Annotated in this window: 22 protein-coding genes; 17 read left to right on the forward strand and 5 right to left on the reverse strand. The window is 62.9% G+C overall.

Annotated elements, in window-relative coordinates:
- The first annotated feature begins 59 nt into the window (after positions 1–59).
- From BH682_RS24155 to BH682_RS24200, 10 genes are all read left to right on the forward strand, one after another.
- Positions 60–1658 carry an ABC transporter substrate-binding protein gene (locus tag BH682_RS24155; RefSeq protein WP_075834346.1) on the forward strand — a complete coding sequence of 533 codons (1599 nt, stop codon included), beginning with the start codon at positions 60–62 and terminating at the stop codon, positions 1656–1658.
- Positions 1659–1885: 227 nt separating this feature from the next.
- Positions 1886–3487, forward strand: coding sequence for an ABC transporter substrate-binding protein (locus BH682_RS24160; RefSeq protein WP_030535172.1), 1602 nt, complete (start codon positions 1886–1888; stop codon positions 3485–3487).
- A 62-nt stretch (positions 3488–3549) separates the two neighbouring features.
- Positions 3550–4563, forward strand: coding sequence for an ABC transporter permease (locus tag BH682_RS24165; protein WP_003940249.1), 1014 nt, complete (start codon positions 3550–3552; stop codon positions 4561–4563).
- A gap of 1 nt (position 4564) precedes the next feature.
- Positions 4565–6445 (forward strand): dipeptide/oligopeptide/nickel ABC transporter permease/ATP-binding protein, encoded by a 1881-nt coding sequence (locus BH682_RS24170; RefSeq protein ID WP_223304719.1) that lies wholly within the window; start codon positions 4565–4567, stop codon positions 6443–6445.
- On the forward strand, positions 6442–7233 hold the full coding sequence (locus BH682_RS24175) for an ABC transporter ATP-binding protein (protein ID WP_075834351.1): 792 nt from the start codon (positions 6442–6444) through the stop codon (positions 7231–7233). Before BH682_RS24170 ends, BH682_RS24175 begins: the two co-directional genes overlap by 4 nt.
- Complete coding sequence (locus BH682_RS24180) at positions 7230–10589, forward strand: alpha/beta fold hydrolase (protein WP_075834353.1); 3360 nt, start codon at positions 7230–7232, stop codon at positions 10587–10589. Before BH682_RS24175 ends, BH682_RS24180 begins: the two co-directional genes overlap by 4 nt.
- On the forward strand, positions 10586–11749 hold the full coding sequence (locus BH682_RS24185; RefSeq protein WP_075834356.1) for a M20/M25/M40 family metallo-hydrolase: 1164 nt from the start codon (positions 10586–10588) through the stop codon (positions 11747–11749). The genes BH682_RS24180 and BH682_RS24185 overlap by 4 nt, the downstream gene beginning before the upstream one ends.
- Complete coding sequence (locus BH682_RS24190) at positions 11727–12548, forward strand: GNAT family N-acetyltransferase (protein ID WP_007731362.1); 822 nt, start codon at positions 11727–11729, stop codon at positions 12546–12548. Before BH682_RS24185 ends, BH682_RS24190 begins: the two co-directional genes overlap by 23 nt.
- The gene (gene menC / locus BH682_RS24195; RefSeq protein ID WP_030535169.1) at positions 12538–13671 is read left to right on the forward strand and encodes an o-succinylbenzoate synthase; all 1134 of its coding nucleotides are present in this window, start codon (positions 12538–12540) and stop codon (positions 13669–13671) included. Before BH682_RS24190 ends, menC begins: the two co-directional genes overlap by 11 nt.
- A 123-nt stretch (positions 13672–13794) precedes the next feature.
- Positions 13795–14475, forward strand: coding sequence for a 3'-5' exonuclease (locus BH682_RS24200; RefSeq protein ID WP_003940028.1), 681 nt, complete (start codon positions 13795–13797; stop codon positions 14473–14475).
- A gap of 28 nt (positions 14476–14503) precedes the next feature.
- On the opposite strand, the gene BH682_RS24205 is transcribed toward BH682_RS24200, so the two are convergent.
- Entirely contained in the window at positions 14504–15931 is a 1428-nt protein-coding gene (locus tag BH682_RS24205) for an amidase (RefSeq protein ID WP_075834358.1), read from the reverse strand.
- Between the two features lie 115 nt (positions 15932–16046).
- On the reverse strand, positions 16047–16913 hold the full coding sequence (locus BH682_RS24210; RefSeq protein WP_030535167.1) for a helix-turn-helix transcriptional regulator: 867 nt from the start codon (positions 16911–16913) through the stop codon (positions 16047–16049).
- Positions 16914–17044: 131 nt separating this feature from the next.
- Between BH682_RS24210 and BH682_RS24215 the strand changes: the two genes are divergently transcribed.
- The 6 genes from BH682_RS24215 to BH682_RS24240 all read left to right on the forward strand — a co-directional run bounded on the left by BH682_RS24215 (position 17045) and on the right by BH682_RS24240 (position 23098).
- A complete protein-coding gene (locus tag BH682_RS24215) occupies positions 17045–18649 on the forward strand; it encodes an acyl--CoA ligase family protein (protein WP_003940122.1) in 1605 nt (534 codons plus the stop codon).
- A 28-nt stretch (positions 18650–18677) separates the two neighbouring features.
- The gene (locus tag BH682_RS24220; protein WP_075834361.1) at positions 18678–19370 is read left to right on the forward strand and encodes a TetR family transcriptional regulator; all 693 of its coding nucleotides are present in this window, start codon (positions 18678–18680) and stop codon (positions 19368–19370) included.
- Positions 19371–19529: 159 nt separating this feature from the next.
- A complete protein-coding gene (locus BH682_RS24225) occupies positions 19530–20687 on the forward strand; it encodes an acyl-CoA dehydrogenase (RefSeq protein WP_003939784.1) in 1158 nt (385 codons plus the stop codon).
- An 87-nt stretch (positions 20688–20774) separates the two neighbouring features.
- Positions 20775–21623, forward strand: a complete 849-nt coding sequence (locus BH682_RS24230) for a 3-hydroxybutyryl-CoA dehydrogenase (RefSeq protein ID WP_003940434.1) — start codon at positions 20775–20777, stop codon at positions 21621–21623.
- A gap of 164 nt (positions 21624–21787) precedes the next feature.
- Complete coding sequence (locus BH682_RS24235) at positions 21788–22681, forward strand: oxygenase MpaB family protein (protein WP_042452758.1); 894 nt, start codon at positions 21788–21790, stop codon at positions 22679–22681.
- Positions 22682–22705: 24 nt separating this feature from the next.
- Positions 22706–23098, forward strand: coding sequence for an RNA-binding S4 domain-containing protein (locus tag BH682_RS24240; RefSeq protein ID WP_029256216.1), 393 nt, complete (start codon positions 22706–22708; stop codon positions 23096–23098).
- 3 nt (positions 23099–23101) lie between these two features.
- Here BH682_RS24240 and BH682_RS24245 read toward each other — a convergent pair whose 3' ends face one another.
- A complete protein-coding gene (locus BH682_RS24245; RefSeq protein WP_075834364.1) occupies positions 23102–23731 on the reverse strand; it encodes a GyrI-like domain-containing protein in 630 nt (209 codons plus the stop codon).
- A gap of 123 nt (positions 23732–23854) precedes the next feature.
- On the opposite strand from BH682_RS24245, the gene BH682_RS24250 reads away from it, so the two are divergent.
- Positions 23855–25039, forward strand: coding sequence for a metallophosphoesterase (locus BH682_RS24250; RefSeq protein WP_075834367.1), 1185 nt, complete (start codon positions 23855–23857; stop codon positions 25037–25039).
- Between the two features lie 6 nt (positions 25040–25045).
- On the opposite strand, the gene BH682_RS24255 is transcribed toward BH682_RS24250, so the two are convergent.
- Positions 25046–25732: a TetR/AcrR family transcriptional regulator gene (locus tag BH682_RS24255; protein ID WP_075834370.1), complete on the reverse strand. Its 687-nt coding sequence runs from the start codon at positions 25730–25732 to the stop codon at positions 25046–25048.
- A gap of 47 nt (positions 25733–25779) precedes the next feature.
- Entirely contained in the window at positions 25780–26607 is an 828-nt protein-coding gene (locus tag BH682_RS24260) for a potassium channel family protein (protein ID WP_007731350.1), read from the reverse strand.
- Positions 26608–26630 lie beyond the last annotated feature (23 nt).

Here is a 26630-nt window from a genome sequence, read left to right on the forward strand (position 1 = left end):
TGCTCCTGACCCGACAGACCTCGCGTCACTCGGGCGGGACCACACCTTCCGGAGGCACCATGAAACAACGGTCCTACGCACTACTGGCCGCGGCAACGGGCACCGTTCTTGCCCTGACCGCATGCTCGTCGGGTGGCTCATCAGGTTCTGGTGGGAGTGAGCCTCTCACCGACGGCACCTTCAAGTTTGCACTCGTGGCCGACCCCGGGGCACTGAATCCGCTGATGACTGCCGCTTCACCGGCACACGCACTGGCACGTCTGAGCTACGACTATCTACTCAACCCAGATCCCGATACCGGCGTCACCAAGCCGTGGCTCGCCGAAAAATGGGAAGAGACAACTACTTCCGCGTCGTTCACCATTCGCGACGGCGTCACCTGTACCGACGGATCCGCCCTGACTGCTCAGACTGTCGCAGACACCGTCAACTTCATCACGAACGCCGCAAACAAATCCGCTCTCCGCGGGGTGTACGCACCGGCAACTGCAACTGCCAACGCCGACCTCGCAACACGGACAGTGACGGTTACGACTCCGGAGCCCTCTCCCTTCCTGCTCCTCAATCTGGCGCGGATTCCGATCATGTGCGAGGCAGGGTTGAAGGATCCGACGGCGGCAAACAAGACGACCTTCGGATCGGGCATGTTCCAGATGACCGAGGCAGTCGCCAACGATCATTACTCCTACGTTCGGCGCGACGGATACAACTGGGGACCGGACGGCACTACCTCCGACACTGCCGGAGTGCCCAAGAATGTCGTCGCGTCCATCGTGACCAATACGAGTACGTCTGCGAATCAGCTGTTGTCCGGTGATCTGAATGCCGCCGCCGTCTCCGGCGCCGATCAGGACCGATTGAATGCCGCGAACCTGAACACGGTCAAGCAGCCGGCTCCGGCAGGCGAGATGTTCTTCAATCACAGCCCGGGTAATCCGACCAGCGATCCGGCCGTGCGCAAAGCCCTTGTCCAGGCGCTCAATCTCGACGACCTCGCCGAGATCTTCACCGCCGGCCGCGGAACCCGGTCTACCACGATGGTGTCCATCGAACCGAGGGCCTGCATCTACGACTCTGTCGCCGGAAACCTGCCGGCCTTCGATCCCAGCGCAGCCGCAGAAACTCTCGAATCAGCGGGCTGGAAAATCGGTGCCGACGGTAAGCGCAGCAAGGACGGCACACCGCTCCGACTTCGGATGGTCTACGAAACGTTCGGTGACTCGACCGATGCTGCCGCCGACGTCGCACTCAACGCTTGGAACAATCTGGGCGCAACTGTCGAACTCACCAGCGGAGACTCGAACAAGATCCTCGATGTAGCACTCAGCGGCAAGGACAACACCGCGTGGGATGTTGCGTGGGAGCCGATCAACGTCGCGCTGCCCAGCATGCTCGTACCCTTCCTCTCCGGTCCGGTGCCAGCTGCGGGACTCAATTTCTCGTCGATCTCCAACCCGGCCTACGACGCAGCCGTCGCCAAGGCTTCGGGACTGACCGGCGAGGATGCTTGTGCCGCTTGGGCAGACGCCGAATCAGAGATCATCAAAGCAAACTCCGCGGTACCTTTTGCCGACAAGATCACGACTCTCTACTTCAACAATGCGGGTCTCGCATTCGGCCGTAATTTCACCGGTTCGGCCCTGCGCCTGTACCAGTAGACCGCCGGTAGCGACCGGGGAAATCGTCGTGTTTCGCCGGTCGCTGTCGGTATACGGACAGGTATTCACTGATCCTGACGGTTTTCGTGGGAGCGGACGAAAATCGACCCGATTTTCGTGAGGATCGACAGAGATGCGCGTCACGTCATGCGCCAAGATTTAGCAGTCAACACTCAACCGCGCCCTCACGTTTTTCGCTCGGGCCCCTGCTCCATCACGGAGGCACCATGAAACACCGCTTCTATCCAACACTTGCGGCAGCCGCAGGGCTCACGCTTGTGTTGTCTGCTTGTGGCTCGGGAGGCACGTCCTCGGGCGCCAGTGGCGGTGAACCGGCCACCGACGGGACCTTCCGTTTCGCCCTGCAGGCCGATCCGGGTGCTCTCAACCCGATCATGTCGGCCGCCTCGGCGACCGCCGAGTTGTCGCGTTTGGCGTACGACTACCTGATCTACCAGGATCCCGATACCAGTGAAGTCGGACCGTGGTTGGCGGAGAAGTGGGAGGAGACCCCGACCTCGGCGTCCTTCACCATCCGTGACGGGGTGACCTGTACCGACGGATCGACGCTGACACCGCAGACCGTCGCGGACAACATCAACTTCGTGGCCAACCCGGACAACGGTTCACAGTTGCGCGGGTCCTCCGTACCGACCGGCGCCACTGCGACTGCCGATCCTGCAACGCGCACTGTCACGGTGACCACTCCGGCGCCGAGCCCGTTCCTTCTTCTCAACGTCGGTCGCCTGCCGATCCTGTGCGAGGCCGGATTGAAAGATCCGACAGCGTCGAACAAGAAGTCGCTCGGCACCGGCATGTTCGAAGTCACCGAAGTTGCCGCCAACGACCACTACACGTTCCAGCGTCGCGAGGGCTACAACTGGGGCCCCGACGGCACGACCTCCGACACCCCGGGCGTCCCCAAGACGGTCGTCGCCGCCATGTCGCCGAACGTGAGCACCGCCGCAAATCAGCTGCTCTCGGGTGAACTCAACGCAGCTCCGATCGCCGGTCCGGACAAGGACCGCGTCGCGGCAGCCAATCTGGACTCCGTCGGTCGGCCTCTGCCGGCAGGCCAGATGTACTTCAACCAGATCGCGAGTAATCCCACCAGCGATCCCGCAGTGCGCAAGGCCCTGATCCAAGCGGTCGATCTCGACGACCTCACTCAGGTCATCACCGCCGGACACGGGGTCCGGGCAACCAGCCTCGTCGCCGTCGAACCGCGCGCCTGCGTTTACGACTCTGTCGCAGGCAACATTCCGGACTTCGACCTCACTGCCGCCAAGGCAACACTGGACGGCGCTGGTTGGACCGCCGGCGCTGACGGCAAGCGAAGCAAGGATGGCAAGCCGCTCAATCTCCGCCTCGTGTACGACGGCACCGACGATCCGCGCAACGCGGCGGCCGAACTTGCTCAGTCGGCGTGGTCCGAACTCGGCGCAAACGTCGAGGTGACCGGGGGCGACTCGAACAAGATCATCGACGTCATTCTGAGCGGCAAGGACAACTCTGCCTGGGACATCGCCTGGGTCCAGGTCAACTCCTCGCTGCCCAGCACCTTCACTGCGTACTTTGCCGGGCCGGTTCCCGCAGCAGGCAAGAACTTCGGATCGGTCAGCAACCCCGCCTACGAAGCAGCAGCCACCAAGGCTTCCGGTCTGACCGGTAGCGACGCTTGTGACGCCTGGGCCGACGCCGAGTCGGAGCTCACCAAGACGATCGCGGCCGTGCCCTTCGCAGACTCCGTCATGAACGTGTACTTCAACAAGGCCGGACTCTCATTCGGCAAGTCGCTCAACGGTTCTGCGCTGCGTCTCTACCAGTAGGCCGTCCGCCCACTCCGAAATATCTTCCCGCCCCAGCATCCCGCCCTCCGGAAAGACAGCCCATGAGTCAAACTATTGAAGCCGCGAAACCAGAAGCGGCGCCTCAGGCTCGAGCAAAGTGGCTCGAGTCCGACAGCTGGCCCGCATATCTTCTGCGCCGTTTCGGCACCTTCGTGATTTCACTCTGGGCGCTGGTGACTGCGGCGTTCCTGATGCTCCAACTGATTCCGGGAGACCCGGTTCGGTTGGCACTGGGAATGAACGCACCGGTCGAACTGGTCGAGACAACGAGGTCTCAGCTCGGTTACGACCTTCCCTTGTGGCAGCAGTACTTCCGATTCGTCGGCGGGTTGCTGAGCGGGAATCCCGGTGACTCGATCACCTTGAGGACTCCGGTCTTCGAGGTGATCGCGTCCCGCCTACCGGCAACACTCGAACTGGCTGTACTCACAGTCGTCACGGTGCTGCTAGTGGGCATTCCGATCGGCCTCATCTTCGCTGCACTGACCCGCAACGGTCGACGACGCGGAGTCGAGATCGGTTACACCGCAACGTCGGGCACCATCGCCGTGATCCCCGAGTTCATGTTCGGTACGGCGCTGGTCTACCTCTTTGCCGTCACGTTCCCTGTTCTGCCCGTCGCCGGCCGAGGTGGACCGGAAAGCTACATCCTCCCGGTCGCGGCCATGTCGATCGGTGCCATCGCCTCGATGTCGCGCATCGTCCGTGCAGAGGCACTCGGCGTGTTGGACATGGACTACATCCGTACGGCGCGCGCCAAGCGAATGCCCGTGGCACGAATCTACTTCCGTCATGCAATGCCCAACCTCATGACGTCGACGCTGACGCTCGCCGGACTCCTCCTGGGTGGTCTGATTGCCGGCACCGTGCTCATCGAGAGCATCTTCGCCTGGCCCGGCATGGGCATGGCGCTGGTCAAGTCCATCACCGAGAAGGACTACCCGCTCGCCCAGACACTGGTCGTGATCTACGGCGCCATCGTCCTTCTCATCAATTTCATCGTCGACGTGGTGCTCGCTCTCATCGACCCACGATCCACAATTCGGGAGAACTGAGTTGAGCACCTCACCTACGGCCCCCACTGCGGCCCCCAAGACGCCCCCGCGACGACACTGGATCGTCGGAACGTTCCGCACCCCATTGGGAATCCTGGCCCTCACCTTCCTGACCGCTCTGATCGCCCTCGTCATCTTCGGACCGATGATCTGGGGTGACGCCGCTGTCGCAGCCAACCCGAAGGCACTGTCTCAGGGACCGAGTTCCGAGCACATCTTCGGCACCGACGCCGGCGGGCGTGACGTCTTCGCCCGCACGATGACCGCCGCGAGACTGTCGGTGCTCATGGCTCTCGGAGCCGTCGCACTCGGTGTCACAATTGGCCTGATACTCGGTACGCTCCCGACGCTCGCTCCCCGCTGGGTCGGACGAATGGTCGTGGCATTCCTCAACTTCGCCATCGCATTCCCCGGACTGCTCCTCGCGATCTTCCTGTTGGTCGTTCTCGGACAGGGTGCTGGCAGCGCGGTGATCGCCATCGGTCTCGCCCTGGCCTCGCCGTTCGCGAGGTTGACGTACGCACTGGCTTCGTCGGTCAACGGACGCGACTTCATCGACGCAGCACGCATCCTCGGGGTTACCAAGCCGGGGCTGCTGTTCCGCCACATTCTCCCCAATATCCGTGAACCACTCATCGTCAATGCCAGCATCGCTGTCGGCAGCGGCCTCGTGGTCTTCGCCGGACTCTCGTTCCTCGGCTTGGGCATTCAGCCGCCTGCATTCGACTGGGGCCGGATGCTCAACGAAGGTCTGTCGAAGATCTTCGTCAACCCGGCCACCGCACTCGCCCCCGGCATCGCCGTCGTGCTCGCTGGCTTGCCCTTCACGCTGCTCGGCGAGGCCATTGCTCGCGGCGCGGGAGTTCGCAGCCCGATCAGCAGTCGCCTGCCGAAGTGGAAGCCGATCAACCGGAAAACTGCCCAGGCCGATTCGGCGCCCACCGACGAAGACGCGGTACTGACCGTCCGCAACATGTCCGTCGCAGTCCCCGCGGGTGACGACTGGCGTCGCCCCGTCGACAACATCAGTTTTACAGTTCACCGCGGCGAAACCGTGGGCATCGTCGGTGAATCCGGATCCGGAAAGTCACTCAGTTGCATGGCAATCGCGCAGCTGACCGACCACCCCACCGTGGTCGACGCCGGGCTCATCGAGTTCGACGGCACCGTGCTGATGAAGGACGGCAAGCGGCCGGACGACGCGGCTTCGCGCAAGGTTGCCCGCCAACTCGGCACACGTATGGCGATGGTGTTCCAGGATCCGATGTCGTCCATGAATCCGTCTCTCAAGGTCGGATACCAGGTCGCCGAGATCGGTTGGCTCCACGAAGGTATGAGCAAGGCCGACGCGAAGAAGGCGGCAGTCGAGCGACTGAACGCCGTCAAGATCCCCGACGCGCCCAGGCGTGCGAAGCAGTACCCCCACGAGTTCTCCGGCGGTATGCGTCAGCGCGCGATGATCGCCATGGGTCTGATGGGTAAGCCCGCTCTGATTATCGCGGACGAACCCACCACTGCGCTCGACGTGACCGTTCAGCGTGAGGTCCTCGGGCTGCTCCACGAGGTTCGCGAAGAAACCGGCGCCGCAATCCTTCTCATCTCGCACGACATGGCCGTCATCACCGGCATGTGCACCCGTGTCCTCGTCATGTTTGCCGGCGAAATCGTCGAAGACATCGCAGTCGACGATCTGATTGCCGGCCGTGCAAAGCATCCGTACACCCGCGCGCTGATCGCCGCGGTCCCCACCATGAGCACCGATCGCGACAAGCCGCTTGCCACCGTCGACGAAGCCTGGCAGGTGGAGAGCCTCGACGCCGAGGAGAGCACCGCCGACATCGAGTTGGAAGAACTGTTGGCTGTTGCAGAGGAGATCCGATGAGCAGACTCGAATTCCGTGACGTCAACGTCCACCTCGGTAGCGGTTCGAAAAAATTCCACGCCGTCAAGAACATCAATCTCGACATCCCCTCCGGATCGGTGGTCGGTCTCGTCGGTGAATCGGGTTCCGGAAAGTCGACACTGGCGCGAGCAACTGTCGGCCTGGCCGAGCCCAGTTCCGGCCAGATCCTTCTCGACGGTGTGGACGTCGCTCACGCCCGCGGCGCGACGGCTCGTCTGCGCCACCGGATCCAGATGGTCTTCCAAGATCCGTACTCGTGCCTCGACCCGCGAATGACCATCGGCCAGTCACTCGCCGAGGCGCTGCGGTCCACCGAGCGTCGTGACAAAGCTCGGCGCAGCCGCGGCGACCGCGCCGCCGAGGTCGCTCGACTCCTCACCACCGTCCAACTGCCGGTGGAGAAGGCGCACGAATACCCATCGTCGTTGTCGGGTGGTCAGCGCCAACGCGTTGCCCTCGCGCGGGCTTTGGCAGCCGCACCGGCAGTTCTGCTTGCCGACGAAATCACCTCCGCTCTGGACGTGTCCGTGCAGGGCGCGGTTCTGAATCTGTTGGTGGATCTGCAGAAGCAGCTTGGTCTGACGGTTCTGTTCGTCAGTCACAACCTGGCGGTGATCCGCTACGTCTGTGACCACGTCGCAGTCATGCTCGGCGGCGAGATCGTCGAGCACGGGCCGGGTCTCGACGTGATCGATTCGCCCAAGGAGCCGTACACGGCAAAGCTGTTGTCCGCGATCCCGACATTCGGGGAGCCGATGTTCCAATGACAACGCCGACCACTCTCGACTCCCCCGCTGCCGTAGCCCGTGCCGAAGAACGTCGTTCGGCGAGAATCCAGGATTACGCGTCCGTGGTTACACCGACCAACATCGCCGTATCGGCGTCGGGACGCATTGCATACGTACGTACCGAAGCGAATCCGGCTGCGGATACCAACGAGCACTCGATCTGGTTGGCTTCCCCGCAACTACAGCTCACCGCGGGACCTGCCGACACCTCGCCGGCTTGGCATCCCGTTTCGACGCTGTTGGTCTTCGTTCGGCCGGATTCCTCGGGCACACCACAACTGTGGAAGGTCGACGCCACCGGGGGCCCGGCAACACAGCTGACCACCACGGCGCAGCTCCCGCTCGGCGCGGGGGCACCGGTGTTCTCTCCCGACGGCGCTCGGATCGCCTTCAGCGCCCCCGTCGACCGCACTGCCGCCGGATCGTCATGCCTCTTGGTGGCGAAGCGCCTCAACTACAAGGTCGACGGATCCGGTGTCCGGGGCAGCGTTCGGGCGCACCTGTTCGAGTTCGATCTGGCCGCCGGCTCACTACGGCAGCTGACGGACGGCGATTGGGACGCTTCGCATCCCGCGTACAGTCCCGACGGCACCGAACTGGCTTTCACCGCGGCGATGGACGGCGACGCCGATCTGACGCGGGCGAGTTCCGCCTGGACCGTATCGCTGACTGATCTCGCCTCCGCTCCGCGGATGTTGGGGCACGCACGCGGCATCGCAGGACCACTTGCATGGACACCTGCCGGCGACGCGGTCGTAGCCGTCGGTTGGCACACACCGATCATTCACAACAACGAACTTCTTGTCCTGCACCGCGACCAGCGAGTGGAAGACCGCAGCCTGACGTCCGGACTCGACCGAAACGTCATGCCGGGCGGGACCGGTTATCCCGGTGGCGCACCGAGTTTCACCGCCGACGGCGACATCGTCTTCTGCATCCGCAACCACGGCTCCACCGAACTGCACAAGGTCGATTTCGGATCAGGCTCCGTCTCACCACTTCTCACCGGCGAGCAGACAGTGGTCTCAGGCCTTGCCCTGACGTCCGGGCGAGCCGTCGTCGCGCTGGCAACGGCGACATCCTTCGGCGAGGTCGCCGTCATCGACCTCGAGACTCGTGCAGTCGAAACCGTCACCGAATTGAACACGGAACTGACAACTTCCGTCGCGTTTCCAGTCGCCTCCGAGCGTTGGTTCGACATCAGCGACGGCACCCGTGTTCAGGGTTGGATCCTGCGCGACCCGAACGTCACGGGCGCCGGTCCGCTGGTTCTGGACGTCCACGGCGGACCACACAATGCCTGGACCGGAACGCCCACCGTGATGCACGCATACCACGCGGAACTGGTCGCGCTGGGATTCACGGTCTTGATGATCAATCCGCGCGGAAGTGACGGCTACGGAAACGACTTCTTCGACGGTGTGCGGGACGGCTGGGGTGAGGCGGATCGTGCCGACCTGCTCGAACCGGTCGAAACCCTTGTCGCCGAGGGGATGGCCGATCCGAAGCAACTGGTACTCACGGGCTACAGCTACGGCGGATTCATGACGTGCGCCCTGACGTCCGTCACCGATCGGTTTGCCGTCGCAGTCGCCGGTGGGCTCGTTTGCGACATCGCGAACACAGCCGGCCCCTCGGACGAGGGCATCTTGCTGCAGACGGTCGAATTCGACCCGCAGTCATCTCGGGTACGGGAACTTTCGCCGCTGGGGCGAGTCTCCCAGGTGACGACACCGACGCTGATCCTTCACGGCGGCAGCGACGTCCGTTGCCCGGTCAACCAGGCCGAACAGTGGTTCGGTGGACTGCGTTTGGCCGGCACCCCGACCGAGTTGGTGGTTTTCCCGGACGCGTCACATGCCTTCGTGTTGACGGGTCGGCCGTCCCACCGACTGGAGTACAGCACTCGTCTCGTCGACTGGATCGAACGGCACCTCTCCCCCAAGCCCGCACTGACCACGGTCGATCCCGACTACTGGCAGTACCGACTCGACACCCTGAGTGCGAAGTACGGGGTGCCCGGCGCCTCACTGGGAATTCTGACCACAACCCGCAGCGGATTCTCCCGCACCGTGGTCACGTCCGGTGTCGTCAGTACCCGCACCGGCGTCGCGGCTACGCCCGACACGTTGTTCCAGATGGGTTCGATCAGCAAGGTCTGGACGGCCACCCTGATCATGCAGCTCGTCGAAGAAGGATTGCTGGATCTCGACTCACCTGTCCGGAACATCCTGCCGGACTTCGCAGTTGCCGACGCGGTAGCCACCGAAACGGTCACGACTCGCCACCTGTTGACTCACACCAGTGGCATCGACGGTGACGTTTTCATCGACGGCGGACGCGGCGACGACTGCGTCGAGCGATACGTCGCAGCACTGAAATCAACGGTGCAGCTCTTCGCCCCCGGCACCGATTGGTCGTACTGCAACACCGGCTTCGTGATCGCCGGACGAATCATCGAGGTTCTCCGAGGTAAGAGTTGGGACGCGGTTCTGCGCGAGCGGATCATCGAACCGCTCGGCCTGACCAAAACCACGACCCTGCCTGAGGAGACGGCACTGCACCGCGCTGCAGTCGGGCACGTCGGCGCTGCCGACGACCTCGAGCAGACACCACAATTCCTCATCCCTCGCTCGATGGGCCCCGCCGGTCTCATCAACAGCACCGCCGAGGACCTTCTTCTGTTCGCGCAGGATTCGATGCGCGAGGATCCGATTCTGCTTCAGCGGTCCACCCATCTGGCGATGCTCGAGGAGCGCCGCCAGATCGGTGACGTGTCGTCAGCGGACATCATGGGAACCACGTGGCTGCTGCATAATTGGGGCGGGGTACTGGCTCATGGCCACAATGGCGGAACTCTCGGCCAGCAGTCGTTCTTGCGAGTGGTGCCGTCGTGCGGTCTAGCCGTGGTCCTGATGGCCAACGGTGGAGCAATGGACGCTCTCTCCGGCGATCTTCTGGCTGAAGTAATCGGTTCCATAGGCGGCGTCAGTGTGACACCGGCATTCTCGCCTGGTGACCCCCACACCCGCGTCACGTCCTCACCTGAAGAACTCGATGCGCTGTGCGGCCTGTACCGCGATGCCGCAGCCGATTTCGTCTTGGAAAGGACCGGCGGTTCCCTGACCGCCCGCCGCACCGATCACATCGACCCTTCGGTCACCGCCGAAAGCGCAGAGTCCGTCTCTCTCAGCCTGATCGAAGTTCACCCTGGAGTATTCGCGACCCAACTACCTCAATCAGCGGGTTGGATCCGGATCACTTTCTCCGACAACGGGAGTACACAATTGCTACACGTCGGAAGCCGCGCGTATCCGCGAGTGAACAACCGATGACCATTCTCCGCGATCTGGCCGAGCGCCAACTTCCTCAGATCCTCGAGGACGCCATCGCGCTCATCGAAGTCGAGTCGCCGTCACACGATCTCGAAGCTGTTGCCCGCAGCGCGAAGTGGACGTCAGACCTTGTCCACGAACGACTCAGCGTGACACCGGAGTCGATAGTGACGGAAGGCCGTACCCATCTGGTGACCCGTTTCGGCAGCTCACCGACGCGGCTGATGCTGCTCGGTCATCATGACACCGTGTGGCCGATCGGCACCCTGACACGCCTGCCCGCAGCCGTCACCGACGGAGCGCTCCGAGGTCCGGGCGGACTCGACATGAAACTTGGTGTCGTTCAGGCAATCCACGCCCTCGCTATCGTCCGGGAGCTGCACGGCGACGATGCACTCGACGGAATCACACTCCTCGTGACCGGTGACGAAGAAATCGGTTCACCCACGTCGCGGTCCCTCATCGAGGAACTTGCGGCAGGCGCGGTACTGGTTCTCGAGGCCGGCGGTGACGGTGGCGAACTGAAGACTATCCGCAAGGGAGTGTCGCTGTATCGGATCCATGTTGCCGGTCGCGCCGCCCACGCCGGGCTGGAGCCGGAAAAAGGCATCAACGCTGCAGTAGAACTGGCTCGTCTCGTGATCGCGATCAACGACTTGTCCTCGCCGGCGCAGGCAACCACCGTCACCCCGACTGTCATTTCAGCCGGAACCACAACCAACACCGTTCCGGCAGAAGCCTTCGTCGACGTGGACGTGCGCGCGACCAGCGCTGCCGAGCAGGAGCGCGTCGATGCGAATATCCGAGCCCTGCAGGCAATCCACCCCGCAGCCGTAGTCACGGTCTCGGGTGGCGTCAACCGTCCCCCTCTCGAAGCGACGATGTCCGCACCGTTGCTGGCGTTGGCGGAACGCGTTGCGCTCGAGCATGATCTGACTCCTCCCGTCGGCCTCGCCGTCGGCGGAGCCTCGGACGGAAACTTCACTGCCGGCATCGGCATCCCCACCCTCGACGGCCTCGGTGGCGTCGGCGGCGGTGCACACGCCGAGACCGAGCATGCGCTCGTGTCCGCAATCGCTCCGAGAACGGCGTTGGTTGCGGGCCTTATTCGTTCGATCACGTCTGAAGGGGGCCCTCGTGTCGAAAAGCAAAGCGGTTGAGTTTCGAGAACTGGTCGATACCCGCGAAATAGCCGATCTATCCGCCGTTTTCGACGAGATCTGGGCTACCAGTCCCGGACCGGCTCATTTCGGCACGGCGATGTTGGTTGCGCTTCACCACGGTGGTCACTACGTGGTGGGAGCCTTTTCCGAAGGCGAAATGATCGGTGGTTGCGTCGGATTCTTCGTCGAGCCTCTCGGCGAGGTTCTGCACTCACACATCGCCGGAGTACTACCGGGACACGCAGGCAAGGGAATCGGCCGCGCCCTCAAGCATCATCAGCGAGACTGGTGCATCGAGCGCGGCGTCAGGACGATCCGGTGGACCTTCGATCCACTGGTCGCACGAAATGCCTATTTCAACATTCAGCGTCTCGGAGCCGAACCGGCCGAATACAACCCGGATTTCTACGGGTCGATGGCAGACGGAATCAACGCAGGCGACGCCAGCGATCGTATGCTCGTCAGTTGGGACCTCGACGTCGATGGGTCTCCGAGTTCTACTGTGGCCGTGAATGATACATTCAAGGTGCTTCAACCCACCGAAGACGGTACGCCTCGAATGCTCCCGATCCCACCCGACTGCGTCGATATCGCAGTCGGAATACCCAGAGACATCGAGCATCTGAGAACAGTCGACCGCGCCTCTGCCTTTGCCTGGCGACACGCGCTTCGCGAGTACCTCGAACCACTGATCGCCTCGAAGGAATGGCAATCGACCGGCTTCGACCCCAGCGGCTATTACATGTTCACGAAAATCTGCGAGACAACCGGAGAAGAGCAAGTCCATGCACATTGAGTCCGTCGAATTGCGCGAACTGCGCATCCCTCTCGTCTCCCCCTTCACCACGTCATTCAGCACCCAGCTCGAGCGCAACACCCTCGTCCTGAAAGTGAGCGGCACCACCGACGGCCCCAACGGTCCGGTGGAGACCGTCGGCTGGGGCGAGTGCGGCTCGCTCAGCGATCCGTACTACAACTCCGAATACACCGCTGGTGCGCGGGCGATGCTTCGCGAGTATCTCGTTCCGACGCTGCGTAAGTCGCAGTCGGATCAGCCGCTCTCGGCCGAGACGGTCGGCAGCGTACTTCACCACGTCGTGGGTCACCAGATGTCGAAGTCGGCTATCGAAATGGCAATCCTCGATGCTGAATTGCGCGCTCGTGGACAGTCTTTCGCTCGGTACCTCGGTGCCACTCGCACTCGGGTGCCCTCGGGAGTGTCCGTCGGCATCCAGGACAGCATTCCGCAGCTACTCGAAACCGTCGGTAATTATCTGTCGCAGGGTTACGTGCGAATCAAACTGAAGATCAAGCCGGGCTGGGACATCGCTCCCGTGGCTGCGGTGCGCAAGGAGTTCGGCTACGACGTTCCTCTGCAGGTCGACGCGAATGCCGCGTACACCCTCGTCGACGCGCAGTTGCTGCGCCGCCTGGACGAATTCGCACTGCTCCTCATCGAACAGCCGCTGGCCGAGGACGATTTGGTGCAGCACGCCAAGCTTGCCCAGTCCCTCTCGACTCCGATCTGCCTCGACGAGTCGGTCGAGTCGGCCAAGGATGCGGCGGATGCCATCACGCTCGGCGCCGCTTCGGTCATCAACATCAAGCCAAGCCGCGTAGGTGGATATCTGGAAGCCAAGCGCATCCACGATCTCGCCTCGGCGCACGGTATTGCGGTGTGGTGCGGCGGAATGCTCGAGACCGGAATCGGCCGCGCCGCCAACGCAGCCCTCGCGGCGCTGGACGGATTCACGCTGCCCGGCGACATCTCGGCGTCCGATCGCTTCTACAAGGAAGACATCACCGAACCTTTTGTCATCGAGGACGGCCACATCGCCGTGCCGCAGGGACCGGGCTTCGGTGTGACTCCGCGCGAAGACGTCATGGATCGCTTCACGGTCGGAACCGAGATTCTGTAGGTCCGTCACACAGTCACGCAGCAGCCACCTCCACCGTCACCCCGGAGGTGGCTGTTCGTCGTTTGTGTCGGTAGGGGGGTGCATAGTGATTCGGACATGACGTTCTGCACCGAAAGGCCCCCGATGAGTAGCTGGTCCGATCGCCCGATCTGCGCGTTCGACCTCGAGACCACGGGGCGGGATCCGTCGACCGCTCGTATCGTCAGTGCCTGCGTCGCGGTGATCGACGGTTCGAGTGTCGAAACACGCACGTGGCTACTCGATCCCGGCGTCGACATCCCCGCCGGCGCCTCGGCTGTTCACGGCATCAGCACCGAGTTCGCGGCGCAACACGGCCAGGATTATTCCGAGGGCTACGAAGAGATTCGCGAGGCTCTGCACAATTCCTGGGCGCGCGATCACGCCGTCGTGGCGTTCAATGCCTCCTATGATCTGACGGTCATGCATGCCGAGGGTCTGCGCATCGGCAAGCCTGCATTCGTTCCGGGGTTGGTGATCGACCCGTACGTGATCGATCGGGCGATGGATACGTTCCGCAAGGGCAAGCGAACGCTTGCGGCCGTGTGCGAGCACTACGGAATTTCATTGGAGTCGGCGCACGAAGCCGAGGCCGATGCCAAAGCTGCGGCAGCGTTGGCCCGCGAGTTGGCCGTGCGGTTCCCCGACATCCTGGGGCTCGATCTCATGGTCGATCAAGCCGATTGGCACGCAGAGCGGCAACGCGATTTCGCCGAGTACCTTCTCAGCCAAGGGAGGGACGTGGCAGATGTGAACGGCCAGTGGCCGATTCGCATCATCGCCTGACGTCCTCCCCGGCTCGGACGACCGCGCGCTACGCCGGGACCGGCGGCCACACCGGCGCAATGGACCACGGACGGGCTGTTTCGAGCTGCGACGCAACCTGAATCAGCAGATCTTCACGGCCGAACGCGCCGACCAACTGCACGCCGATCGGAACGCCGGCCGAGTCATGACCCATCGGCAAGGAAATCGCCGGCTGACCTGAACTGTTGAACGGACTGGTCAAGCCGCTGTACCCGGCCGAATGCTCCCAGATCGACATAGGATTCGCCGTATCGAGCAGACCGAGCGGAGCTGCCGGCCGAGCCATCGTCGGAGTCAGCAACAGGTCGTGATCGACAAAGAACGCACCGATCACCTGGGCGGCCCGCTCGAGTTCCTGCAATGCCTTGACAACGTTCGTCGCACTTTCGGACTTCGCGCGGTCGTAGATCATCCGCGCCATCGGCTCGAGGTCGTCGTCGCGGATCGCGCGGTTCAGGGCGTCGAGTCGTTCGTCGACCTCGATCGTCATCGGAATGCCCATCAACACCGAAAGCCCGGCAGTGAGCGCATCGAGCGGAAAGTTCGGGGCACTCTCGGTGACATCGTGACCGAGTTCTTCGAGCAGGCCGGCAACACCGGTCGCGACGGCCGAGCACCCCGGGTCCACCGGTGTGCCGTCAGGAAGAGCGTTACTCAGACCGATCCGCAACCGTCCGGGATCGGCACCCACTTCCTCGATGTACGGCCGCTTCGGCGCCAGGATCACGTAAGGATCGCCCACTGTCGGCCCGGCGGACAGATCGAGAAGCAGCGCAGTGTCGCGGACACTTCGGGTGAGCGCGTGATGAACACTCATCGGCGACGAGAAGAGCGTGCGCGCCGGTGCCGTCGGAGTACGTCCTCGGCTCGGCTTGAGGCCTACCAGGCCGCAGGCCGATGCGGGAATACGGATCGATCCACCACCGTCGCTGGCATGCCCGCCTGGCACGATCCCGACGGCAACAGCTACAGCCGTGCCACCCGAAGATCCGCCGGGCGAACGATCAAGGGCGTAAGGGTTACGGGTGGGTCCGAACAGCGCAGGTTCGGTACTCGCGTTCTTGCCGAACTCCGGGGTGTTCGTCTTGCCGATGACAACCAGACCAGCCTGGCGGTAGCGCTCGACGAGCGTCGAATCTTTTTCTGCCACAGCGTCGGCGAACAATCGAGATCCATTGGTGCTCGGCAATCCTGCGACGTCCATGCCGAGGTCTTTGATCACGAACGGGACGCCGTGCAGTGGGCCATCCGGCAGGCCGCCTGATACCTCGTTGCGCGCTTCCTCTCGGCGCTCACTGATCACCGCGTTGACTGCCGGGTTGCGCTCGTCGAGCCTGTCCAGACTGAACTCGAGGACTTCCTTGGCGGAGACGTCGCCGCTCTTGATCGCTTCGGCCAGGCCGGTCATGTCGTTGTTGTCGAACAAATCCTGCATCGATGCCCTCATCACTCGTGTCGAACTCTGCCGATAGTGAGGTCCGTCATATCAACCGGAGTGGCGACGCAGTTCCGAAATTCCGCTTGGCGGGACAGATCAGAGAATCAAGCCCTCACAGAATCAAACCCTGCCGCCGCGCTTCCACGACCGCTTCGTGACGACTGCGGACGTCGAGTTTTCCCATCAGATTCCTCATGTACGTCTTGATCGTTTCGACGCTCAGGGACAACCTCTCGGCGATCTCGGCATTGCGCAGTCCGAGAGCGACGTACCCCATCACCTCCCGCTCGCGTGGCGACAGGACAACGGTGTTCGCGACTGGAGTGTTCGCGGAAGGTTTCGGCGACGCCAACGCCCGCAACTTTGCCTCGACCGCGAGGACCTGCGCGCTGAGAGCCATGTCCTCGAGGTTCGCCGCGATCTCACCGAGCGCCAGGACGCTCTCGGTCAACCCTTCGGATATCTGGGCATCGCGGTTCGAACCATGTTCCACCGCAGCGGTATCGAGCATCGCCACCCGACGATCCACTTCGTCGCGAATCTCGAATTCGCGGGCCAACGCGTACGACGATCGCATCATCGTCTCTGCGATCACGTCGCCGATCGGCAGGTTGGCACGCAGTCCTCCGTAGATCGCTCCGCGAGTAACCCCGCGTACGACGATCGGGACTGCCATCAAGGATTCGATCGCTTCGGTGCCCACTTCGTAGTCGTAGTCGTGAGTGATGTGCGACGAGTTCGCGTAGTCCTGGACCGCGCCCGGTCGTTGTTCTGCGATCGCCCGACCGCCGAGTCCGCATTCGGCGTCGATCCGCAGGTTTCGCAGGATGTTGCTGCGCGTGCCGACGTGACCGGTGATGGTCAGCGACCGGTCGCTGACGCAGCCGCCGAACAGAACCGGCAACTCGGTTTTGGGGTGCAGCCGACGCAGTTCGGCGCGCAACGCGTCGTCGTCGCTCGGTCTCAGTACCCTGCTCACTCTCACCTCCACGTACCCAATTCAGAGGGTAGCGGCACCTTTGGCTGGGCAATAGCGTGCATCCAGGCCGTTTGTAGTGCCGATCACACTTATCGTGACACCAACCGTGCCACGTCGCCTTCGGAGGAACCGTGTCTGTCCCGACAGCTGTTGCAGCCAACAACACCCCGCTCAGTCCGCTGCGCTTTCTCGAGCGCAGCGCCGCGGTGTTCCCTGAGCGCACCGCCGTCGTTCACGGCGACCGGACCTACTCGTACCGAGAGTTCGGTGACGAGGTCGCGGCTCTGGCCCGCGTCCTGCGTGAACGCATTCAGCCCGGTGACCGCGTTGCATACCTGGCGCCGAACGTACCCGAGATGCTGTTCGCGCATTTTGCCGTCCCCCTCGCCGGCGGGGTCCTGATCGCCCTGAACTCACGCCTCGCCGGTCCCGAACTCGAATACATTCTCGATCACTCGGGAACCACGATCCTGTTCGTGGACTCCGAATTCGTCGGTTCGGTCACCTCGTCCAAGGCAAACGTGGAGAGCCTGCGTGAGATCGTCGAGATCCCGGACTCCACCGTCCCCTATCCGGACGTTCCCACCGGAATCGTCACCGGGCAGTACGCCGATCTGATTGCCGAAGGCGAAGCTCTCTCCGATCAGCCACTGCACTGGGGCGTCGACGACGAGCAGCAGTGCATCGCCATCAACTACACCTCGGGTACCACCGGAAAACCCAAGGGCGTCATGTACTCCCACCGCGGGGCGTACCTGAACTCGCTCGGCGAGACATTCCACAACGGCTTCGACGGAGCGACGAAGTATCTGTGGACACTGCCGATGTTCCACTGCAACGGGTGGTGCACGCCGTGGGCCGTCACTCAGGCCGCGGGCACACACATCTGCCTGCGCGCGGTCCGCGCCGATGCGATCTGGGACGCCATCGACAATCTGGGCGTGACACATCTGTGCGGCGCTCCTACCGTCTGCTCCACCATCGCCGACGCAGACCAGGCCCACAAGGTCGACGCCTTGCGCATCACCACCGCCGGAGCTCCCCCGTCACCGACGATCATCGGAAAACTCGAAGACATCGGTGTCACCGTCGTTCACGTCTACGGCCTCACCGAGGTATACGGCCCCTACACGATCTGCGAATACCAGGAAGCCTGGGACGACAAGCCGCAGTCCGAGCGCGCCGCACTTCTCTCTCGTCAGGGAGTCGGCATGGTGCAGGCCGAAAATGCTCGCGTTGTCGATGCCGAGATGAACGACGTCCCCGCCGACGGCCAGACCATGGGTGAGATCGTGCTCCGCGGCAACAACGTGATGCTCGGGTACTACCGCGACGAGGCCGCGACAGCCGAAGCATTTGCCGGTGGTTGGTTCCATTCCGGCGACCTCGGCGTCATGCATCCCGACGGATACATCCAGCTCAAGGACCGCGCGAAGGACATCATCATCTCCGGCGGCGAGAACATCTCCACCGTCGAGGTGGAGCAGGCGATCATGAGTCACCCCGCGGTGATCGACGTGGCAGTCGTCGGCGTTCCGGACGAGAAGTGGGGCGAGCGCCCGAAGGCATTCGTGGTGCTGGGCAAGGGATTACAGGCATCCGCCGAAGACATCGTCGAGCACACCCGCACTTTGCTGGCCGGGTACAAGGTTCCCCGCGACATCGTCTTCCCGCTCGACCTTCCTCGCACCCCCACCGGCAAGGTTCTCAAGTTCCAGCTACGCGCCGACAACTGACGCCGACGAAACCTGGATACTTGCATCCATGACCGAGCGCTCCGATGTACCCGGAACTGACCCCGCACAGTTTCGGGTACACGTCGCGTCTCAAGCGATCCGGTTGTTCTCGGAGAACGGGTACGAAGCCACCACCGTCGAGCAGATCGCCGCTGCCGCCGGCGTGTCGCGTCGGACGTTCTTCCGGCAGTTCCGCTCCAAGGAAGACGTGATCTTCGCCGATCACGAGTCCCTCCTCGAACACGTCGCAGAGTTCCTCGAGTCCGATTCCGCCGACCCCTGGGCGTCCGTGTGCGAGGCCGCGGGACTGGTCTTCGATTTCTTCCGCAGGAACCGAGACCTGTCGATGCGGCGATACCGCGTCGTACAGCATGTTCCGGCTCTTCGCGACCGCGAACTCGTCACCGGATTCCGCTACGAGCGCCTCTTCGTCGACTACCTGCGCAGCGCTGTGCCTCGCGAACCTGTCCTCGAGGTTGTCGGTTTTGCCGCAGCTGTCACCGCGTGCCACAACTACCTCTTGCGAAGCATGATCAAAGGCGACGAGGACGCCACAGCTGACGCACTAAGTCAGGCATTGCTCGACGTTCGGCGGACGTACGGCGTGGCACCCGGGTCCAAGACCAGCACGCCAGAATCGAAGTCCGTGCTGGTAGTAGCCTTTCCCCCGGGCACGTCCGCTGATGAGATCAGCAGAAAAATCCACGAACAACTCGGCTGACACTGCTCGTGCACGGAAACTTCACACACCCATCCCTTGACCTGGCACTCAGTGCCGTGTTTGACTGGGGTCATGGGCACCGGTCTGTCCGCGAATCTCGCTGGTAACGCCGGAGCCGCACCGACCGCCTTCAAGCCACCTTCACCAAGGAGCGTTCCCATGGCAGGAAACCCGGATTTCAATCTCTTCGCACTGAACGAAGAGCACGACGAACTGCGGGCTGCTATCCGCGGACTCTCCGAGAAGGAAATCGCGCCGTACGCCAAGGACGTCGACGAGAACGCACGTTTCCCCGAGGAAGCGCTCACCGCTCTCAACGCGTCCGGCTTCAACGCCATCCACGTTCCCGAGGCTTACGACGGCCAGGGCGCCGATTCCGTCGCCACCTGCATCGTCATCGAGGAAGTCGCCCGCGTCTGTGGCTCCTCCTCGCTGATCCCCGCTGTGAACAAGCTCGGCACCATGGGCCTGATCCTCAAGGGTTCCGAAGAGCTCAAGTCCAAGGTGCTCCCGGACCTCGTCAACGGCGGAATGGCGTCGTACGCACTGTCCGAGCGTGAAGCCGGATCCGACGCCGCTTCGATGCGTACCCGCGCAAAGGCTGACGGCGACGACTGGATCCTCAACGGCTCCAAGTGCTGGATCACCAACGGCGGCAAGTCCACCTGGTACACCGTCATGGCTGTCACCGATCCCGACAAGGGCGCAAACGGCATCTCCTCCTTCATGGTCCACAAGGACGACGAGGGCTTTGTCGTCGGACCGAAGGAAAAGAAGCTCGGCATCAAGGGCTCCCCCACCGCTGAGCTGTACTTCGAGAACTGCCGCATCCCCGGCGACCGCATCATCGGCGAACCGGGCACCGGCTTCAAGACGGCACTCGAGACCCTCGACCACACGCGTCCCACCATCGGTGCTCAGGCTGTCGGCCTGGCCCAGGGCGCACTCGACGCGGCTCTGGCATACACCAAGGATCGCAAGCAGTTCGGCAAGTCCATCAGCGACTTCCAGGCTGTTCAGTTCATGCTCGCGGACATGGCGATGAAGGTCGAAGCCGCACGTCTGATGGTTTACACCTCCGCAGCACGCGCCGAGCGCGGCGAGAAGAACCTCGGCTTCATCTCCGCTGCGGCGAAGTGCTTCGCTTCGGACGTTGCCATGGAGGTCACCACCGACGCCGTGCAGCTGTTCGGTGGTGCCGGCTACACCACCGACTTCCCGGTCGAGCGCATGATGCGCGACGCCAAGATCACGCAGATCTACGAAGGCACCAACCAGATTCAGCGCGTCGTGATGTCGCGTGCGCTGTTGAAGTAAGGCACTTCGCGCCCCTGTGCGCCTTTCTGGTAGTTCTGACTACCGGAACGGCGCACAGGGGCTTGCCCCTAATTTTTGAGGAGAATTGTGGAACTCGTAGGCGTAATCGGCGGCGGCACCATGGGTGCCGGCATTGCCGAAGTTTGTGCAAAAGCCGGTAGCTCGGTACTGGTGCTCGAAACCAAAGAAGAATTTGCCGCCGCTGCCCGCGAACGGATCGCCAAGTCGATCAACCGCGGCGTCGCCAAGGGCAAGATCACCCAGGAAGAAGCCGACGCCGCGATCGCACGCGTCCGCGTCACCTTGGACATGGAAGAGTTCGCCGATCGCGATCTGGTGATCGAAGCTGCTCCCGAGATCGAAGCTCTCAAGTACGAGATCTTCGGCAAGCTCGACAAGATCGTCAAGCCTGCAGGCATTCTGGCGACCAACACGTCGTCGATCCCCGTCATCAAGATCGCCAAGGCCACCTCGCGCCCCGGCCAGGTTGTCGGCGTTCACTTCTTCAACCCCGTGCCGGTCATGCCGCTCGTGGAGATCGTGGTCAGCCTGACGACGTCCGAAGAGACCGTTCTCGCCGTCACCGACTACGCCAAGAACACCTTGCGTAAGAAGACGGTTCGCGCGGGCGACCGTTCGGGCTTCATCGTCAACGCTCTGCTCATCCCGTACCTGTGCCAGGCTGTCCGGATGCTCGAATCCGGCTACGCCACAGCAGAAGACATCGACGAGGCCATGAAGGGCGGCTGCGGCTACCCGATGGGCCCGCTGACGCTGCTCGACACCGTCGGTCTCGACATCGCTCTCGCAGCAGCGGAGTCGCTGTACGCGGAATTCGCAGAACCGCACTACGCTCCGCCGGCGCTGCTTCGCCGCATGGTCGACGCCGGTCGCCTCGGCAAGAAGACCGGTCGCGGCTTCTACGAATACGCCTGAGTCTGACCGCTTCACTCTTCCGGCCCCTCACCTGTTGCAGGTGAGGGGCCGGAGTTGTTTTCGGGCAGATCTAGCCGAATCCATTGACAAATTCGCGCGGCGCAGCAAAAGTCATCATTTGACAACAACCGTTGTCAACTGAGCGCAGGCGGAGGGTCAACCAGATGAGCAGCGATCCGGACACCGATACTCGTCGACCTAAGCCCCAGGCGCGACCAGAGCCCCGGGAACTACGAGCCGATCCGATCGGCCCCGGTTCCCTGACGTGGACACACTTCGGCGACGTTCGCGGTCTGCTGTATCTCGGACGCGCAGGCACGCTGCAGAACATGCATCCCGCGGTAAGTGGAGCGCTGCAGGATCATTCGAATTTTTTCGACAACCCGCTCGACCGCCTGTTCCGCTCACTGCCGCCCATCTACGGCGTCGTGTACGACCGGACCGAAGAGGGCACAGGCACGCTCGTTCGCAACTTCCACACCGATCTCAAAGGAATCGACGAAACCGGCGGGCGTTACCACGCCCTCGCTCCTGACACTTTCTGGTGGACACACGTCACGTTCTTCGAGGTGATACTCGATTTCAACGAGCGATTCGCGTACAAGAAGTTCACGGCGGAGCAGAAGGACCAGCTTGTCCGTGAGGCCGTAACCTGGTGGCGCTGTTACGGACTCACCGACCGACCGGCTTTCGACGACTACGCCAGCTTCCGCACGTACTGGGAAGACATGCTCGACAACCACCTGATCAACACCCACACCACAAAATGGTCGACGCGCATCGCCGAGCACGACATCGCACCGGCTCCGAAGGTTCCGACGTGGCTGTGGCGTCTTAGCTCTCGCCCCACGATGGCCGTGGCGAACTGGATCGGCAAGGCACTGATGCCGGAGAAGGCGCGCAAGACCCTTGAATGGGAATGGACGCCGCGCGACGAACGGATGTACTTCTGGTTCGCCCGCTTCCTGACATTGACAGATCGGTTCTGGCATCTGCTGCCGTTACGACTGCGGTATGCACCGCGCGCCTACTCGGGCATCCGCGCGCAGGGTCTGTGAGCACTCGTCGGTAGGCTGGAGTGCGTGCCAGCCCAACTCCCCTCCGACGCGATCAGTGTCCGCGTGGACAGCTGGACGTGGGCGGTTCGGCTGTTCAAAACACGCTCGCAGGCGGCGACCGCCTGCCGATCGGGACACGTTCGGGTCAACGGAACGTCGGCAAAGGCGGCTCAGCAGGTGAAAGCCGGCGACGAGGTGCGGGTGCGTGTATCCGGCATCGAGCGCATCGTCGTCGTGGTCAAGCCGATCACGAAGCGAGTCAGCGCCGTGCTGGCCGCCGATTGCCTGCAGGACAATTCGCCGCCCCCACCACCGCCCGAACTGATCGCGTCCATTCCGCGACGTGATCGTGGCGCCGGCAGACCGACCAAACGCGAGCGACGCGACCTCGAGAAGTTGCGCGGCCTCGAGCCCTGATTGCTACCTCGAAACAGGCTGACGCAGAACCGTCTTCAGTTTCTCGGGCGGTGTACGGCGAGCGTCGCTGAGATAGATCTCGTGATGATCGCCGTTGAAGCTCAGGCCGTTCGACGGGATGAACGTGTTGTGCAGCCGGTCCAGGGTAGGAGCTTCGTCGTCGTACGAGCCGACGTGAAGAATCTGGACGGACAGACCTTCCTCCAACTCGAGAAACCTGACCTTGTCGAGAGCGGCAATGTCCTTCTTGGCCCGCATTGCCTTGGGCCGGACTGCGTCAATCGACGCAGACAGTTCGGTCTCCGTGATCCACTCCGGTTGCGAGATCATCATCGTCCAATCCCACGACGACTTGTCCCGCGTCACGAACACCTCGGGGTCATCTGCCCGCCACAACCCTTCCAGCGGGCCCACGACGAAGTCGCGATCCAGTTCCTTCTTGCTCGCGAATTTGGTCGCGTAGGACACCGAATACAGCGCTTCGAGCGCCTCGGAGTACTCGGTGGCAGTGTTGGGATCACCGTGACCGTCGACGGCGAAGTAGCCGAAGCGCGGGACGGTCACGAGGGCAAAATCGCGGCGCCCGGGGGAATAGAGATCCTTGTATGCCTTCTTGACGTCGTACTTCTCCATACGCCACCCACCTGATCACTGGCCGAGTTTCAACGTTCGGAAACCTATCCGAGAACACCGACATTCCGATAGCGGACCACCGTCCCCTTGTTAATAGACCAGTGGACCTTTACTCTGGACGGGGTGACTACACCCCAGGCGACCGACGTCGCTCGAGTTCCGCACCGCAGACCGTTGCGGATCGTTGCCATATCCGCGATTGTCGCGTCGATCTTGGCTCTGTTGTTCGTGTACCCGTGGTGGAGCTTGTTCGTCCGGCCGGACTGGCCGACAGCGGTGGCAGTTTTCGGCACCGTTCTATTTGCCGCCCTCCTGATCACCCTGCCTGCCACCATGATGCTCAGCCACGGACACACTGACCGCGATCCAGTTCGCCTGGTCGGCGACGCCCTCCTCGGAATCATCTGGGTCGTGTTCGTGTGGACCCTGCTCGGTGAAGTCCTGGGGCTCGGATTGCTCGTCGGCGGCGTGGATGACCCGCTTCGATCGAGAATCGTCGCCGTTGCGGCACTGATCACCTCGGCCGTTCTGCTGATCTGGGGCTATCGGGAAGCCATGAGACTGCCACGGATCAAGCACGTCGACGTCACCATCCCTCGCCTCGGAGCGGGAATGGACAAGCTTCGGGTAGTCGCAATTACCGACACCCATTTCGGCCCGATCAATCGCGAGAAGTGGTCCGAGCGCGTGATCGCGGCAGTCAACGAACTCGACGCCGACATCGTGGCCCACGTCGGCGACATTGCCGACGGAACAGTGGAGCAGCGCCTCGGCCAAGCCACCCCACTCGCGTCGGTGGAAGCCAGACTCGCTCGTGTCTACGTCACCGGGAATCACGAGTACTTCCACGAGGCTCAGGAGTGGCTCGACTACATGACCTCGATCGGCTGGGATGCCCTGCACAACCGGCACCTCGTCGTCACCAAGGGCGGCGACAACCTGGTCATCGCCGGAGTCGACGACGCCACCGCTCTGGGATCGAAGCTCGACGGTCACGGCGCGAACTTCGATATGGCCCTTGCCGGCACCGACCCCGATTTGCCGATCCTGATGCTCGCCCATCAACCGAAGCAGGTAACTCAGTCCGCTTCCGCGGGAGTGGATCTGCAGCTCGCCGGTCATACCCACGGCGGACAGATCTGGCCGTTCAACCTTCTGGTCAAACTCGATCAACCGTCGGTGCACGGGCTCACCCGTCACGGCGACCGCACGCAGTTGTACACAAGCCGCGGAACCGGGTTCTGGGGTCCACCATTCCGCGTGTTCGCACCGAGCGAGATCACCGTCCTGACGCTGCACAGCGCCTGAACGGGCTCAGCTCGTTCGGGTTGCCGCTCGCGCCGACAGCCCGACGAGCTGATTGGTCAGACCTTCACGTAGGCCGGTTGCGAACATGTCGGCAGCAGGGGGCGCCTGCATCTCGTTCAGTACGACGACCATGGATTCGGCAGGCTCGGCAGTCGGCCACAAGCCTGCAACAATCACCAGGGTTACCTTGGCGAATTGAGCCGCGTCGCCCTCCGAGAGGTGAGGCAATTGCGAATGAATCAGCGACGCAAACCTTCCCGAGTTGACCGTTGCCCGCTTCTTGAAGTCACGGGCGAAGTCGACGGAGATGTTTCTTTCGAGGACACCTGCCATGACGCTCATCAACTCACACAGTAAACGCTGTGCGACAAGCGATTCCGCAACCGCGGATGCCACATGAATTTCAGCGGCAAACGGTGAGTCGTCACTGGTCGGAGTCAACGACTCGGACAACCCGTCCAGCCACGCTACCCAGTTCTCGTCGAGCACTTCGAGAAAGATGGCCTCGCGACTGTCGAAGTAGCGAAGCACGTTGGACTTCGCCAGTCCGACGCTCTCACTGAGCTCACGCAGGCTGATGTCGGCGACGGGCCTGGACCCGAGCATCGCGCGGGCCGCATCGAGAATCGCGCACCGACGCGCTTCGATCTGCTCAGGCCTGCGCGCGCGCTGAAATCCGTGGGTCGCCACCATCACGCAAGATTATCAGACCATCGTTCTATTGTTTGCTGTACTGCGGGTCAATTGTCCGAAGGTGCATGCTGCGCCACGACTCCCCTCGACGCCAGTTCGCGACGCAGCGAATCGGTATCGACGGACGCGAGATCGACTCGGTGCGTGCGGGTGGCCAAGGCTCGGACTTCCTCGGACAGGTCCGCCACCTGCTTACGCGTCGCGGCCTGGGATGCCTCGTCCTGTTCCGCCACGCGCTCGACCAACCAGGAAGCGAGTGTGGCAGTCACGATGCCCAGCAACGCAATTCCGCCGATCATCAATGCTCCGGCGATCATGCGCCCGGTCGTGGTAACGGGCGCCATGTCTCCGTAACCGACGGTCGTGACCGTCTCCATCGCCCACCACAATGCCGTTCCGTACGACGTGATGGCAGCGCCCTGCGCGTGACGCTCGGCATCGAGCATGGCCAGCGCCGCGACACCGATCAGCAAGGCCGTGGCACCAGTGGCGTAAATAACCACCCGTCCACGCAAGCTTTGCCCGCTCGAGCGGTGAACTATCGCAAGCAGTGTGACCAACCGAAGTAGGCGCAGCGGACGCAGCATGGGCAACACCACCATCGCCAAGTCCAAGAGATGCCTGACGAACCAGCGACCGCGGGCAGGTGCCAACCACAGGCGAACTGCGTAGTCGACGGCAAAAACGACCCACGCAGCCCACATCGTCCATTCGGTCAGACGATGTGGAAGGCCCGTCGGTTGCGCCAGCACTTGGTACGCGTACGCCACCAAGAAAAGGCAGGCCGCAGCGGTCAACGGGATGTCGGTGGCTAGCTGCCATTTCTCCGACGTCCACGCAGTGCGGCGGTGCGCCGACTTCGTCGATTCGTTCATCCGAGAAGTCTGACACCACCGCT

The sequence above is a fragment of the Rhodococcus sp. YL-1 genome (assembly GCF_001942025.1).
Classification (GTDB): domain Bacteria; phylum Actinomycetota; class Actinomycetes; order Mycobacteriales; family Mycobacteriaceae; genus Rhodococcus_F; species Rhodococcus_F qingshengii.

What these genes read in the sequence shown, in the direction of transcription:
- BH682_RS24205 (WP_075834358.1), bottom strand. Translation starts at nt 15,931, where the DNA reads ATGCAGGATTTGTTCGACAACAACGACATGACCGGCCTGGCCGAAGCG.
- BH682_RS24175 (WP_075834351.1), top strand. Translation starts at nt 6,442, where the DNA reads ATGAGCAGACTCGAATTCCGTGACGTCAACGTCCACCTCGGTAGCGGT.
- BH682_RS24160 (WP_030535172.1), top strand. Translation starts at nt 1,886, where the DNA reads ATGAAACACCGCTTCTATCCAACACTTGCGGCAGCCGCAGGGCTCACG.
- BH682_RS24245 (WP_075834364.1), bottom strand. Translation starts at nt 23,731, where the DNA reads ATGGAGAAGTACGACGTCAAGAAGGCATACAAGGATCTCTATTCCCCC.
- BH682_RS24185 (WP_075834356.1), top strand. Translation starts at nt 10,586, where the DNA reads ATGACCATTCTCCGCGATCTGGCCGAGCGCCAACTTCCTCAGATCCTC.
- BH682_RS24225 (WP_003939784.1), top strand. Translation starts at nt 19,530, where the DNA reads ATGGCAGGAAACCCGGATTTCAATCTCTTCGCACTGAACGAAGAGCAC.
- BH682_RS24220 (WP_075834361.1), top strand. Translation starts at nt 18,678, where the DNA reads ATGACCGAGCGCTCCGATGTACCCGGAACTGACCCCGCACAGTTTCGG.
- menC (WP_030535169.1), top strand. Translation starts at nt 12,538, where the DNA reads ATGCACATTGAGTCCGTCGAATTGCGCGAACTGCGCATCCCTCTCGTC.
- BH682_RS24180 (WP_075834353.1), top strand. Translation starts at nt 7,230, where the DNA reads ATGACAACGCCGACCACTCTCGACTCCCCCGCTGCCGTAGCCCGTGCC.
- BH682_RS24165 (WP_003940249.1), top strand. Translation starts at nt 3,550, where the DNA reads ATGAGTCAAACTATTGAAGCCGCGAAACCAGAAGCGGCGCCTCAGGCT.
- BH682_RS24200 (WP_003940028.1), top strand. Translation starts at nt 13,795, where the DNA reads ATGAGTAGCTGGTCCGATCGCCCGATCTGCGCGTTCGACCTCGAGACC.
- BH682_RS24260 (WP_007731350.1), bottom strand. Translation starts at nt 26,607, where the DNA reads ATGAACGAATCGACGAAGTCGGCGCACCGCCGCACTGCGTGGACGTCG.
- BH682_RS24155 (WP_075834346.1), top strand. Translation starts at nt 60, where the DNA reads ATGAAACAACGGTCCTACGCACTACTGGCCGCGGCAACGGGCACCGTT.
- BH682_RS24235 (WP_042452758.1), top strand. Translation starts at nt 21,788, where the DNA reads ATGAGCAGCGATCCGGACACCGATACTCGTCGACCTAAGCCCCAGGCG.
- BH682_RS24255 (WP_075834370.1), bottom strand. Translation starts at nt 25,732, where the DNA reads ATGGTGGCGACCCACGGATTTCAGCGCGCGCGCAGGCCTGAGCAGATC.